The sequence below is a fragment of the Streptosporangium sp. 'caverna' genome (genome assembly GCF_003203775.1).
Lineage (GTDB): Bacteria > Actinomycetota > Actinomycetes > Streptosporangiales > Streptosporangiaceae > Streptosporangium > Streptosporangium subroseum.
In genome coordinates, this window is the sequence record NZ_CP029711.1 from 4,585,051 (window position 1) to 4,598,441 (window position 13,391).

11 protein-coding genes are annotated in these 13,391 nt (G+C 69.6%); 4 read left to right on the forward strand and 7 right to left on the reverse strand.

The window, feature by feature from the left end; genetic code table 11:
* Window positions 1–3: 3 nt before the first annotated feature.
* Window positions 4–138, reverse strand: a complete 135-nt coding sequence (locus DKM19_RS52530) for a hypothetical protein (protein WP_255415533.1) — start codon at window positions 136–138, stop codon at window positions 4–6.
* 153 nt (window positions 139–291) lie between these two features.
* Here DKM19_RS52530 and DKM19_RS20250 point away from each other — a divergent pair, with 153 nt between their 5' ends.
* Complete coding sequence (locus DKM19_RS20250) at window positions 292–1,464, forward strand: NAD(P)/FAD-dependent oxidoreductase (RefSeq protein ID WP_110697380.1); 1,173 nt, start codon at window positions 292–294, stop codon at window positions 1,462–1,464.
* A 111-nt stretch (window positions 1,465–1,575) separates the two neighbouring features.
* The gene (locus DKM19_RS20255; protein ID WP_110697382.1) at window positions 1,576–2,853 is read left to right on the forward strand and encodes a VCBS repeat-containing protein; all 1,278 of its coding nucleotides are present in this window, start codon (window positions 1,576–1,578) and stop codon (window positions 2,851–2,853) included.
* A 328-nt stretch (window positions 2,854–3,181) separates the two neighbouring features.
* On the opposite strand, the gene DKM19_RS20260 is transcribed toward DKM19_RS20255, so the two are convergent.
* Both DKM19_RS20260 and DKM19_RS20265 read right to left on the reverse strand, forming a co-directional pair.
* A complete protein-coding gene (locus tag DKM19_RS20260) occupies window positions 3,182–4,492 on the reverse strand; it encodes an FAD-binding oxidoreductase (RefSeq protein WP_110697384.1) in 1,311 nt (436 codons plus the stop codon).
* Window positions 4,493–4,657: 165 nt separating this feature from the next.
* A complete protein-coding gene (locus DKM19_RS20265) occupies window positions 4,658–5,167 on the reverse strand; it encodes a nuclear transport factor 2 family protein (protein ID WP_110697386.1) in 510 nt (169 codons plus the stop codon).
* Window positions 5,168–5,292: 125 nt separating this feature from the next.
* On the opposite strand from DKM19_RS20265, the gene DKM19_RS20270 reads away from it, so the two are divergent.
* A complete protein-coding gene (locus DKM19_RS20270) occupies window positions 5,293–6,189 on the forward strand; it encodes a LysR family transcriptional regulator (RefSeq protein WP_110697388.1) in 897 nt (298 codons plus the stop codon).
* A gap of 1,006 nt (window positions 6,190–7,195) precedes the next feature.
* Here DKM19_RS20270 and DKM19_RS20280 read toward each other — a convergent pair.
* From DKM19_RS20280 to DKM19_RS20290, 3 genes are all read right to left on the reverse strand, one after another.
* Window positions 7,196–8,704 (reverse strand): S1 family peptidase, encoded by a 1,509-nt coding sequence (locus tag DKM19_RS20280; RefSeq protein WP_110697392.1) that lies wholly within the window; start codon window positions 8,702–8,704, stop codon window positions 7,196–7,198.
* A 261-nt stretch (window positions 8,705–8,965) separates the two neighbouring features.
* The gene (locus DKM19_RS20285; RefSeq protein WP_110697394.1) at window positions 8,966–10,258 is read right to left on the reverse strand and encodes an MFS transporter; all 1,293 of its coding nucleotides are present in this window, start codon (window positions 10,256–10,258) and stop codon (window positions 8,966–8,968) included.
* Window positions 10,259–10,651: 393 nt separating this feature from the next.
* Complete coding sequence (locus DKM19_RS20290) at window positions 10,652–11,158, reverse strand: pyridoxamine 5'-phosphate oxidase family protein (protein ID WP_239514345.1); 507 nt, start codon at window positions 11,156–11,158, stop codon at window positions 10,652–10,654.
* Window positions 11,159–11,351: 193 nt separating this feature from the next.
* Between DKM19_RS20290 and DKM19_RS20295 the strand changes: the two genes are divergently transcribed.
* Window positions 11,352–11,525, forward strand: coding sequence for a hypothetical protein (locus DKM19_RS20295; RefSeq protein WP_204358891.1), 174 nt, complete (start codon window positions 11,352–11,354; stop codon window positions 11,523–11,525).
* A gap of 254 nt (window positions 11,526–11,779) precedes the next feature.
* Here the strand turns inward: DKM19_RS20295 and DKM19_RS20300 are convergent, their stop codons facing one another.
* A complete protein-coding gene (locus tag DKM19_RS20300) occupies window positions 11,780–13,183 on the reverse strand; it encodes an FAD-binding oxidoreductase (protein ID WP_110697396.1) in 1,404 nt (467 codons plus the stop codon).
* Window positions 13,184–13,391 lie beyond the last annotated feature (208 nt).

Consider the following 13,391-nt stretch of genomic DNA (forward strand, 5'->3'; position numbering starts at 1 on the left):
AACCTAAGAGGCGGGGACTTCTCTGCGTCGCCGTACCGTCTCGCCGGCGGGGAAGCGGTCGGCCACGGCTCGAAGCGTGGGGGCGATCGGCTGCCCGGCGAGCATTTCCTCGAGCGCGTCGCCTCCGACGGCCGTCACCACGCGGTTCCGTTCCTTGTGTTCGGGGTCTCGAGGATGTCCTTCAGAACCTGGAGGTTCTGTGCGACGGCTCTCAGGCGCCCCGCCCGTGGTTGAGCGCCTCGTCAGGCATGTGGGTCGCCGACCAGTGATGGCAAAATACAGTGTGTCGACATGAGACACCGTATCGCCGTCATTGGGGGCGGCCCCGCCGGCCTCACCTTCGCCCGGGTCATGCACCGCCACGGTCACCCCGTCACCGTCCTCGAACGCGATCCCGCCCCCGACGCCCGCCCCCCGGGCGGCACGCTGGATCTGCACGAGAATCTGGGCCAGCTCGCGCTGGGCAAGGCGGGGCTGCTGGCGGAGTTCCAGGCGCTGTCCCGTCCCGAGGGGCAGGCCATGCGCATCCTGGACGTGGACGGGACCGTCCTCCGCGACTGGCAATCCCGTCCGGATGACCAGGCCAATCCCGAGATCGACCGCGGGCAACTCCGTGACCTGCTGCTCGGCCCCCTGGATGTTCAGTGGGGGCGGGACGTGACGGAGGTAGTGCCGGGGACCCGGGACGGCGCGCTGGTCCGTTTCGCGGACGGGCGACAGGAGACGTTCGACCTCGTGATCGGCGCGGACGGCGCCTGGTCCCGGGTCCGCCCGGCGATCTCGTCCGCGACGCCGCACTACACCGGCGTCACCTTGGTCGAGACCTCCCTGGACGACGTCGACACCCGCCACCCCGACCTCGCCCGGCTGATCGGCGACGGTTCCATGGCTGTGTACGGCGTGAACCGCGCCCTCGTCGCCCAGCGCAACAGCGGCGGCCACGTCAAGGTGTACGCCCAGTTCCGCGCGCCGCTGGACTGGCACACGAACCTGGACCGGCATATGGGCCTGAACCGGCACGCGGGCCTGGACGCGGGCCTGGATCTGGCCGACGGCGAGGCCGTGCGATCAAGCCTGCTGGCTCTGTTCGACGGCTGGGCCGCTCCCGCCCTCGACCTCCTCCGCCACGGCACCGCTTTCGTCCACCGCCCCCTCTACGTCCTGCCCGTGTCCCACACCTGGGCCCACGTCCCCGGGGTGACGCTACTGGGCGACGCCGCCCACCTGATGCCCCCATTGGGGGCGGGCGCGAACCTCGCGATGCTGGAAGGCGCCGAACTCGCCGAGGCCGTCGCCGCCGCCCCCGGTCCCGGCGATCTGGACGAGGCCGTCCGCGCCTTCGAGGAACGGATGTGGGCACGGGCCGGCGGGTGGGCGAAGATCACGACGGCCGGTCTGGAACGCCTCGTGAGCCCGGACCCCACCGAAGCCCTCGCCCTCTTCGACGAAGTTCAGCCCTCCTGACTGCCAAGCGCGAGAGCACCGGCGACTCGCCACGGTTTTCCGGTGCGGGACCTGCGCCTGCTCCGTTGTGTGCGCCGTTGGTAGTGTGTGCGGGCTTGACGGAGTTTCCGTTTGATCGCCTGCCTCGACGAGGAGATGACCGTGCGCAGGGTCTCCTGGGACGTGTGGAAGGCCGGTCTCATGGCCGCCGTGATCGGGCTGGCGGGGCCGGTGAGCCCCGTTCAGGCCGCGGCTTCACGACCGGCTCTGGCGGGTGACGTCAACGGGGACGGGCGGGTCGACGTGATCGCCGGCCTGTATCTGCTGGCGGCCAAGGGGAAGAGCGAGGCCGGCGGGGTGGTCGTCTACTTCGGCGGCCCGGCGAAGGTGTCCGCCACGGGGCGGACCGTCACCCTCGCCAGGCCCGTCGCCAAAGAGAATCTGGGACGGACGCTCGCCACGGGCGACTTCGACCGGGACGGCTACGCCGACGTCCTGGCATCGGCCCGCGGCAAGCTCGTGGTTTTCCGCGGTTCGAAGGCGGGACTGCGCGGCGACGGTGCCACGGTGATCCCCTGGCCGGTCACCGCGCCCGCGATGGCCGCCGCCGACTTCGACGGTGACGGGTACGGGGACGTGGCCGTCACCGGGGACAAGCAGGTCGTCGTGTTGCGCGGTGGCGAGCATGGCCTGCGCGTGTCCGGACGGCTGGCCGACGGCGCCCCGCAGTTCGGCGCGGAACTGGCCGCCGGGGACGTGAACGGTGACCGGCTGCCTGACCTCGTGACCGTCGAACACCGGGTGGCCTATCCCGACCCCGTCGGGCCACAGCGGATCACCGTGGTGCCCGGCTCCCGTTCGGGACTTTCGACGGCGCGCGCCTGGTCGATCACTCCGACCGAGCGGGCCGCCCGCGACCTTGCCGTCGGCGACGTCAACGGCGACCGCATGGCCGACCTGGTCCGGATCACCTCGGACGCCGGGGCGGCGTTCGAGGTGGTCGTCCAGCTCAGCCGGGGCACCGGCTTCGGCCCGGCGCAGACATTGAGGTACGGCGAGGACTACCCGTCCAATGTCGGCCTCGGCGACGTCACCGGAGATGGCCGCGCCGATCTGGCGGTCCACCTCTCCAACGGGAACCACGACTGGGCGGTGCTCCACCCCGGCACCGGGACCGGCGTCACCGCCCAACCGGCCCGCCGCTACTCCCACGACACCTACGAGACCGGATACGGGACGAGCCTGCGCCTGGCGAACGTCCGTGGCGACCACCGCGCCGACATCATCGCCGGTCTCCCCGGCGTGTACGGCACCGGCGAACTGGAGATCCTGCCCGAGGGCCGCAGCGAGGCCCGCCAGCGCCTGAGCGCCAAGGCCGCCGCCGGCCTCGGCCGGAGCCAGCCGTCCTGACAGCGCTCCGCCTTCCGCGTGGGTCATCCCATCAGGCACGGCGCCCGAGAGCGCAGGTCCGCCAGAACGCCGTAGTGGTCAGACGCCACCACCCCACCGACGGGCTCGGCGCCGATCACCTCACAGTGCACCGGATGGCCTGCGCCGCCCCGGCGCGGCCAGGCGGACGGCACGTGGTCGATCCTGCGGTCCGGCCACAGCGCCGGCGCCGCCCACGAGTTGGCCCCGGCCCAGGTGTGCCCGCCGCCCTGGCCGTTTCCGGCGGCCGTTGAGCTGCGTCGTCGCTCCTTGGCGTACGTTTCCGGCCCATTGTTCTGCGCCCCCCGGATCAGGCAAGGACGGGGAAGTTGCTGCGCAGGACGTTCCGGGGATCGCGACGGCGCTTGATATCTTGCAGGCGGGCCAGGGCCGCGGGGGTGAAGGCGGTCGCCACGGTTTCGCCGGGGCTCAGGTAGGTGTACGGCTTGCGTCCGCTGATGTTGGGGGCGAGGGCTCTGGCGAGTTCCTGCTGTCTGGTTCGGAGGGCGGTTGTGATGTGGGGATTGGCCGGAACTCCGAACAGGTAGAGGGCGTAGGGTTCGGTCAGCGGGCCGTGCGGGCTGTCGGAAGGCCGGGCCAGGGCTCCGGCCAGGTGCCGGATCTGTACGCTGAGCAGGGGCTCGATGGGTGCCGCGAGCAGGGTCTTGGCCACGATGTCGTCCAGGCCGGTCAGCAGTTCACCGTGGGACAGCCCGGGGCCGGGAGCGGTCGGTTCGGCGGTGATGGAGCCGAGTTCGGCGATCGGCATGGTGTCGCGGCTATCGGAGATCAGTTGGTCGATGTGTTGCAGGGGACGCAGCAGCGACCGGCCCGCGGCAGCGTCGCCCAGGTAGGTGGTGTCCACGGCGACCAGTGGCTCGGCTCCGGGGAACTTCAGCAGATCGAACCAGACGGTCAGCTCGTCGGGGGCCGTGGTGGTGATCGCCCGGTATGCCTCCAGCACCTCTGCCGCGCGGTCCGCCGGCCAGAGCATGCGCCCCCCGTACAGGGCGGGCGCCGGGTGCAGGTCGAACTCGATCGCGGTGACCAGTGCGAAGTCGCCGCCGCCTCCGCGGAGCGCCCAGAAGAGCTCCGCGTCGGAGTCGGCGGTCACCCGGGCCCGCGCGCCGTCGGCGTCGACGACCTCGAAGGCGCGGACGCTGTCGGCGGCCCACCCGTACTTGCGTCCGAACCAGCTGAGCCCGCCGCCGAGGGTGTAGCCGGCCACGCTGACCACCGGCGAGCTGCCGGGCAGCCCCGTCAGGCCGTGCGCCCCCGCCACGGCCTGCACCTGCCCCCAGCGCACTCCGGCGCCGACGCGGGCAACGCGGGTGGAGGAGTCCACCCGCAGTTCGTTGAGCCCGGCGGTGCGCAGGAGGATCACTCCGGCCACGTCACCCGTTGCGCCGTGGCCGCTGGGCTGGGCCGACACCCTCAGTCCCGCGTTGCGGGCGTACCGCACCAGGGCCGCCACGTCGGCGGCGTCGGCGGCGTCGACCACCGCGCCCACCGGCTGCTCGACGGCCAGGTTCCACGGTCGGCGGGCCTGGTCGAAGCCGTCGTCTCCGGGCGCCAGTACGCGCCCGCGGAGGACGGACCGCAGATCGTCGATGTTGTTCATATTCTCTCTTCTTCCGGATGTCAGGCCGCGGCCTGAGAGGGTTCGGGGAAGGTGATCGCCCTGCGGGCGGGGATGAAGTCGGCGGCCTGGGCCCCGATCGCGGATCCTTGAACGTCGAACACGTGGAATACCTCCGCGGAATCACCCGACAAAGGGGCTGAGATGTCAGCCACCGAAGATGGCGATGGGGTCGCCGGTGAACCAGACGCTGTCGATGCGGATCCGGCCCATGACCCAGCGGTCGCCGTCGCGGACGAGGTCGACGTCGTAGAGGTTCTTCAGCAGGGCATACGTGCCTCGGTCGGCGGTGAGCAGATGCTGGGCCTCGACCAGCGCGGTGAGGCGGGCAGTGTCGCCTTCGATGGCGATGCGCGGGTTGGTGACCTGGTGGGTGGTGTCCACCCGGCCGGCGAACATGCCCAGGATGGTGGTGACGATCGTGTCCCGGCCGGACATCAGCGGCGGCTTCGAGCCCCACTTGGCGGCCGCCGGGCGGAAGTCCAGCTCGGCGTCTTCGGCGAAGGACGAGGCGAACAGGTCCTTGTCCTTCAGGTCCTGGCCGAGGCCGAAGCGGTACAGCGCGTCGGTGATCTCCGCGCGGTCCCGCAGTTCCCCGGCGACCGTTCCGGCGTCCGCGGCCGGGACGGACACCGCGTGGGGACGGGTGACATACATGGTGGGCTCCCGTTACAGCTCAAGTGGTGTTTGCGAGCTCCTCCACCTTCGTCAATGCCGAGTTCGTGATCAATGCGGGTCTGTGCAAGGATCGTGAACCCTCGCTTAACAATGAAGAGGCAGGCATGCTGGAACGGCACGAGCTGGAGGCGTTTGTGACCCTCGCCGAAGAGCTGCACTTCGGCCGCACCGCCGAGCGCCTGCACGTGTCCACGGCCCGGATCAGCCAGACGATCAGGAAACTGGAGCGACGCGTCGGCGTCCCCCTGTTCAACCGGACCAGCCGCCGGGTGGAGCTGTCCCCGGTGGGACGGCAGCTCTACGAGGAGATCCGGCCCGCGTGGACCCAGATCGGCACCGCGCTCAAGCGGGCGATCGACTCCGGCCGGGGCATCACCGGCACGCTGCGGGTCGCCTTCATCGGCGCGGCGGCGGGCCAGCTGCTGGTCGGCGCGACCGAGCTGTTCCGAGACCGGCAGCCCGGCTGCGACGTCCAGATCCGGGAGGCGCAGATCGGGGAGATCCTGCCGTGGCTCCGCGACGGCAAGGTGGAACTCGTCCTGGCCAACTTCCCCATGGATGAACCGGACATCGTCACCGGGCCCGTACTGGTGCGGGAGGCACGTATGCTCGCCGTGCCGTCCGGGCATCCCTTCGCGCGCCGGACGTCCGTCTCCGTCGAAGACCTGGCCCGCACCACGATGCTGCAGCTACCCGACACGCTGCCGGAATCCCTGCGCCACGACCGCACCCCTCGGCGGACACCCGCCGGCCGGCCGATCGAGCCCGGTCCGTCGGCTGAGACCTTCCAGGAGATGCTCACGCTCATCGGCACCGGACAGGGCGTCTTCCCCGTCGGCTCCCAGGTCAGGCGCTACTACGTCCGCCCCGATGTCTCCTACATCCCCTTCAGCGACGCCCCGCCCCTGGAATGGGGCCTCCTCTGGCGCGCCGACGGAGCCACCGCCCGTGTCCGCGCCTTCAACCAGGCCGCCTACGACCTGGTGAGCAGCCACCGCTGAGGCGTCACCCCGCAAAACCCGGCGATGGCTTCACCGCTCCGTCTTCAGGTCGGTCTGGCGCAGGCCGGTCAGGAGCGAGAGCTTTGATCGCCGGCCTCGATCCCATCCGGCTCTGCGGTGCCCGGCATGCGCGCCGACCGCTCAACTCTTTTACTGTCAGCGGTAGCGGGTGAGTTTTTCGCGCCCTTCTGCACAGAACGGCCGAGGAGGAAAAGCACCGTGAACGCATTCACATGGGTCCTTGTTGTGGTGTTCGGCGGGGCGGCCGTGATCTGGATTCGGGACATCCTGAAGTCCAGGCGCGAACCCGGTCGGATCCGGACGCACGTACCATCCAGCTTCTTGAGGGGCGCCCGTCTCGATCGCATGGGTGGCCGCCCTGAGGGCATCATGCTCCTGGATCAGGAAGCCCGGCACGCCCGCGAACACGAGGCGAGGAACCGGCCGACCGGGGCTTAAGCCCTCGCCCTGATTCCCGGGTGATGGCAGTGGCGCCGCTGACGAAACAACGGCAACGGGTTACCTGATCCCCTTCGTTTCCGCGCACTCGGATGCCTCCGGCGGAGCTGCCGGCTCATCTCCTCGTCACCGGGCTCCATCAGCCGTCATCGAGGCAGTGGAGGAACACGTGGCTTCGCCGGTCTACTGGACACGACGACGCGCGGGTGGCTCGCGAGTGCCGGCTCACAAGGGCACGAGCAAGGACAGATCTCTTCGGTGCGTCAGGGTGGGCTGAGCTCGATCGCGGTGAACGGGCGTCCGGCTCTGCGGTTACCCGCAGCCGGTGGCTGGCTGTTTCGGCATCATGCTTGTACGCGGCGGCGAGGTGGTCATGCAGTTCAGGCGCTGAGAGCTGCCACGCCGCCGGAGGTGGCCGGCAGCGGCAAGGATGCCCGGTTCCCCGCTTGGGCGGTTTGCCTCCGTCCCGGCCAGACCCGTATGTGGCGTCAAACCTCGGCGAGGTGCCGGTAGACGGTGGACGGGTGACACCGAACTCGTCGGCGAACTAGGGCGCCGTGCATCCCAGCAGGTAGGCGCCGGAGCCGCTTTCGGCGACTATGCGGTAGCGGTATTGGCCAGGTGCGCCGGTGTAGCGGATTGACTCGCTGGGATTGGGGCTGTCGGCGGTGGCGACGGTGACCCAGTCGGAATCGGTCCGCTTTTCGAGGTAGAGGTCGAAGTCGGTACCTTCTTCGGCTTGCAGGCAGCTCAAGTGCACCCCGGCGGTGTTCGCGCGAGTGGGGTGGTAGGCCGATCGGCCGTTGCGCAACGTGCCGGTGGCGGTGTCGGGGTAGCCGGTGCAGGTGCCCGTACTTATCAGCGGAGGGGTGCTGGCGGTGGTCACCAGGGATAGATCGTAGGTGGTGAGGATCTCGTTGACGGGCTGGAAGTAGGTGAAGCCTCCCACAGCGCAGTTTCCGGAGGCGCCAGAGGTGATCCCTTGGGCTTGGTCGATGGAGATGAAGGGGCCGCCGGAATCGCCGGATTCGGCGCAGACGTCGGTACGGGTCAGGCCGGACACGCTGCCCTGGGGGTAGGTGACGCTGGCGTTGAACTGCTGGATGGTGCCGCAGCGCCAGCCGGTGGTGGCGCCGGACCGGCAGACCGAGGCGCCCTTGATGGCCTGCCGGGAGCCGGCGATGCTCACCATGCTGCCGGCGCCGTTGTCGGTATTGGGAGTGGGCGTCCACAAGGAATTGGTGGTGATGTAGGAGAAGTCGCTGCCCGGGAACGTCGAGGCGTGCACGACACCCTGAGGGACCCGGTTGGCGCCGGTGGTGATGCTGCCCGCCTTGCCACAGTGACCGGCGCTGAGGAATCCCTTGGTGGTTTTTCCGATCACCGAAAAGCCGGTCGAGCAGCGGCCTATGGCGCCGATGGAGTAGCTCTGACCGCCCACCAGGTCGTGCATGGTTTGGGGCCGCTCGGTGGAGGACACGATTTTGACCGCGGCCCGGTCCACGGCGATGGCCTTGATGAGGGCCACGGCGGTTGCGGACTCCTCGGCGAGAACGACGACCTTGTTGGTTGTCGTGTCGATGTAGCGGACACTGCCCGCATACGGATGGCGAGCAAAGGCATCGTCGATTTTCTTCTTGATCGCCTGAAGGTCCATCAGTGACCGGCGGACGATTTCGGCCCGTGCGCCCAGATCGGTGATCTGGGTGGCGTCGGCCGCGGTGGTGGTGGCCACCACCAGGGTCTGCGCGGTGGGTCCCGAGAGCCAGGAGCCGGCGAAGCGGGTATCGAGCCTTCTCCGCAACTGCGCCTCGATCGGGGTCAGATGGATCTCGTTGAGCAGGCGAACCTGGGCCTGCTCGGCGCTGAGGTGCAGGTCGCGCTGCAGTGCCTTCAGCATGCCCGGCGGAGGCTTGCGGGCCGACAGGGCCGACAGGGCCGACAGGGCCGACGGGGTGGCCGCCCTCTGCGGTTGGGCGGCAACCGGGACGGCCGCCCCCGTGAACGTGATGATCGCCAGAGCGCAGCCCACGATGACGGCGTGTTTGCAGAACATGGGCCCTCTCCTCGATCTCGGCTTTCAAGCATCAGGGGAGAGCGCACCGATACATCGCTTGTCGATCATGCGATGTATGCCACGCCATTTTAAGCCCACTGCTGCCGCCCATGGCTGAAAGCGCCACGCCGCGCATATCTCCCCACATCAAGAGGGAAGGGCCTACCCCGAGTCGCCGCTCTCGCCTGTCAGCTCGTGCTCGTTCCGGTGACACCCCGTTTACTGCGGCTATGGGTTCGGGCTTATGCGGGCTGGACCTCATTACCGCTTCAAGATCGGATCATGGCCGGTTTTACCGGCGTCTCGGCTGGACGTTGATACCGTCACGGGCCGCGGCCGTCCCAGCGCCGTGGCCGCTGCCAGCAGAGGCGGGACCGCTACGACGGCGAAGCACAGAGCCAGAGGCAAGCTGCCCACCAGCAGCCCGATGGTCGCCGTCCCGCTGGAGGAGCCGGTGTTGAAGGCGGTGTTGACCCACGCGCCGGCCCGGGTCCGGTTGTGCGGCGCGGCGGACTCATCGGCGAGCAGGTAGGCGGTGGTCAGCACGGGGGCGACGAACAGGCCCGCGACACCCACCACCGCGACCAGGACGTACAGGTTGGGCGACAGTCCGGCCGCGGCGAGTGTGAGGCCCAGCGCGGCGGCCAGCACCGGCAGCCGCACCTGTCCGGAGACGCGCCAGGAGAAGGCGCCGTAGGCCAGGCCGCCGACCGCGCTGCCGACCGACAGCGCGGCCTCGACCCAGGCCACCGCGGCGGCCTGGTGATACCGCTCGGCGAAGACCACCATGAGCAGGCTCAGCGCTCCCAGGCACAGGCCCACCGCGGCCGACACCGCGACCGGACGGCCCAGCCCGGCCGCGCCGCGCATCCATCGCCATCGGGACGTGGACGGAGCCGGGTCGGTGCGGGGCCCATCGTGCGGCGTGCCGGCATGGAGGGCCTGCGCGGTACGCACCGCCGGGGACAACACGAACGCGAAGGTTCCGGTCAGCACCAGCACGGCACTGAGGCCCACACCGGCGGCGGGTGTGGCGAATGCGGCCAGCAGACCGGCCAGCAGGGGCCCGGTGACGAAGAGCGACTCCTCGGCGACGGTGTCCAGGCTGTAAGCGCGCTGCAGCAGTTGCCGATCGGGCAGCAGATCGCTCCACAAGGCGCGCATCACCGGGCCGAGCGGAGGTGTGCAGGCGCCGGCCGCAACGGCCAGAGCTGCCAGCAGCGCCCCGGAGGTTCCCGGCTGCCAGGTGGCGGCGGCCAGGCAGGTCAGCAGTAGCGCGTAGAGGACGGCCATTGGAGGCAGGGCTCGGCGCGACCCGTAGCGGTCGATCAGCCCGGCCCGCAGCGGCGACAGCAGGGAACTGGCGAGCCCGAACAGGGCCATGACCCCACCGGCCACGGCGTAGGAGCCGGTGGCGGCGGTCAGCGCCAGCACCAGGGACAGGAAGACCGTCCCGTAGGACAACCGGCCCAGTAGCGCGGCGCCGAAGGCGCGGCAGGTCTGGGGGGTGCGAAGGACAACGAGGTACGACGGAGGCCGCGAAGGCGAAGACATGGGGGTGTTCCTTGGGAAAGCAGCGCGCATCTGGGGCGCTGCGAACGTGCGGGGACGTCGAAGTGCCGCATCCGATGGATGCGGTCAGTGCGAGGTCCTAGGCACGGGGGAGGAACATGCCCGCCACTCTAACAGGGGTCGTCCCAGCATCCGCGTTCACCGCAAGGAGGCTCAGCACTGAGAACCGATCTCACCGAGCGGGGGCAGGTCACCGGGTGCCCCCGCTCGAGTGCGAAACCACCGCTATCCGCTACACCGCCGGCTCTCGCGGCGATCTCAGCCCCAAGGGATCCGATCGACACCCGGTGCGGCCGGCAGGATCAGGCCTTTCCGCGCACCGCGGTGGGGGTTGAGGCGTGGGCGATCCACCCCACGCGGGCGACCGGGCGGTGCTCAGGCGGACTGACGCTCCTCCCGCTGCTGGATCAGCTCCTCGACCGCGCTTGGCAGAGTCGTCTCGAAGTCGATCAGCTTCGCCCAGGTCGGGGTCACGACGATCCGGACCATGCCGTCGTGGTAGAGGGAGCGCACCTCCACCTCCCACCCGACCCGCTGCTCGGGCGTCATCTCGTAGGTGCTGGTCGTCTGGAGATACTCCTCCGGGATGCCGTCGACGAAGTCCAGCTCGGCCCGGCCGCGGATGAGCAAGATCTTCGGCGGGTGCACCTCGGTGTCGATCGTCAGGGCGACCATCGGGTTCTCGCTCAAGGCCCGGAGCTTCGGAGCGTTCTTCGGAGTGCACATGACGATCTCCGAGCCGTTCCAGGCAAAGACGATCGGGATGTTGCGGGGCGTGCCGTCCTTGGCGACGTAGGCCAAGCGGGTCATGTCGCGAGCCAGCAGTTCCCGGCTGAGCGGCCGGTTCAGAACCTCGGTGATCTCGTTCTTGAGCACGGTCATTTCTCCCGTAGTCGTTTTCTTGATCCGCGCGGCCGGTTCGTGGCCGCTGATGTCCCTGGGACGGAGCCGGCACCGCGTTCTCGACATCCTTCACGGCCCGTGCCCCAGGTTTCGTCAGCGATCGTGCCGCTGCTCGTAGGCGCGGCGCACCCTGGTGCCGCTGCTGAGGTCCGCGCCGTACACGTGCAGCGTGATGGCGATCGCGTCACCGGTGGATGTCGTCGCACTCCAGGCACACCGCACGCCGGGGATCCACGCCACCGAGATCGCAGGCAACGCCCGGCACATCTTCGCCGTCACCTACGGCGAGCCGCCGGACCCGCCCGCGACCACCGCCGTGCTCAATATCCTCGGGCCGACCACATAAAGCGTGATGACGACTTCCCCGGCCGCGCTCTTCGTCCGCGATCCGCGCCCACCTCAAGGCCGCAGCCCAACCACGGGTTGGGAGGTGTCCGCCGGGTCCTCGGGCATCCTGCCCTCGGGGTGGTGACCGGGCGCAGGCCGGCCGCGGCGGGGGTGCGGGCCGGGCCACCGGTCGGTACGGATATGCAGGTCAGGGGCCCTTCCAAGGTTCGCCCCGGAAGGCCCTTCGCCGAGGCTCCGACCATCATTTGCCGATCAGGCGGCCGGCACCACGTTGTGGTTGATCCGGAACATGTTGGCCGGGTCGTAGGTCCTCTTGACGGCCGTCAGGCGCTCGTAGCGTTCCGGGCCGTAGATCGCGGCGGCGTCGGCCGCTTCTTCCGGGGCGAGGTTGTTCACCAGGCGCCGGTCGCCCTGCCAGGGTTGCATGCCGTCGAGCAGCACGGCGACCGACTTCTTGAGCCGCTGATCCTGCTCCAGCGGACCGACCTCGACGCCCAACAGGCTGTACGGCAGGCCCCTGGTCGCCACGGCGTTGGGCACCGCGGGCTCCCGGTCCCACGCCCCGCCCAGGGCACGCAGTTCGGCGATCCACAGGGTGGTGCCGGAGCCCGGGCCGACGAGTTCGACCAGCTTGTCCTGCGCCTGCGCGGGGAACTCCCGCAGCATGATGCCCCGTTCGTAGTAGGGCAGCGGTTCGGTCGGCTCGTTGTGGATCGACGCGACCTCGGTGTACGGCATGTCCCTCACGGTGTCCAGGACTGCCGGAGCCACCGCCCGCAGCGGCGCGATCATCCGCTCGCCGTCCGCCGCCGTGCCGTTGTAAGCGAACCGCAGAGACACCACGAACGCCCCGCGCAGCGGTTCGGGCAGTTCGGGCAGCGGTGGCAGTCGCAGCACGGCGAACGAGGAGATCATGGTCTCCGGTGTGCCCGGGTGCCAGGCGGTCCAGGCGCGCAGCACGTCGGCCATCCGCTCACCGGGGAAGTAGATGCCGCCGCCGTAGAGGCGGGGCACCGGGAACAGGGCGAATTCCAGCGCGGTGACCACTCCGAAGTTGCCCTTGCCGCCGCGCAGCGCCCAGAACAGTTCGGGTTCGGACTCCGCGTGGACATGCCGCAGTTCGCCGTCCGCGGTCACCACGTCGAGGGAGCGCACATGGTCGGCGGCGTAGCCGTGGGAGCGGCCGAGGGTCGGGCTGAGACCGCCGCCCAGGGTGTAACCGGAGACTCCCACCGTGGGATTCGACCCGTTCAGCGGAGCCAGCCCCGCCTTGGCCGCCTCCGCGACGACCTCGGTCCATATCGCTCCGGCGCCGACCCGGGCCGTGCGGCCGATCGCGTCGATGGCCACGTGATTCATCCGACGGGTCGCGATCACGACGGAGCCGTGCGCCGGGCCGACCATCTGGTGGCCGGTGGTCTTCACCAGGACCGGCCGGTGCTGCCCCGCCGCGAAAGCGACGGTGGCCTGGACATCGGCCGCGCTCTCCGCCACCACGATCACCGCGGGCACCAGGTCGTGATTCAGGTTGAAAACGGCGCGTTCGTCGTCGTATCCCACATCGCCAGGCAGCAGAACCGAACCAGCCACCGCGGCCGCGAGGGCCGCGGCATCCTCCGGCAGGACCGGCGGCAAGGATGAATCGGTGAAAGTCATGGCATACGTCCTGTTGCTAGTGCGAATTTTCGACTTTGCGCTCCCTGTTCTCGGGGGTTCCGCGAGGCGCAGTCTGTTCGTGATCTATAGTGCCGCGACCCGGTCGTTGGCTGCCGCCTTCATCTAGCCACAAACCACTTAAATTCGGACAGACAAGGATGATGGGGATGAATCAAGGCCTAGGGACGCTCTCTTTCATCCATTTCGG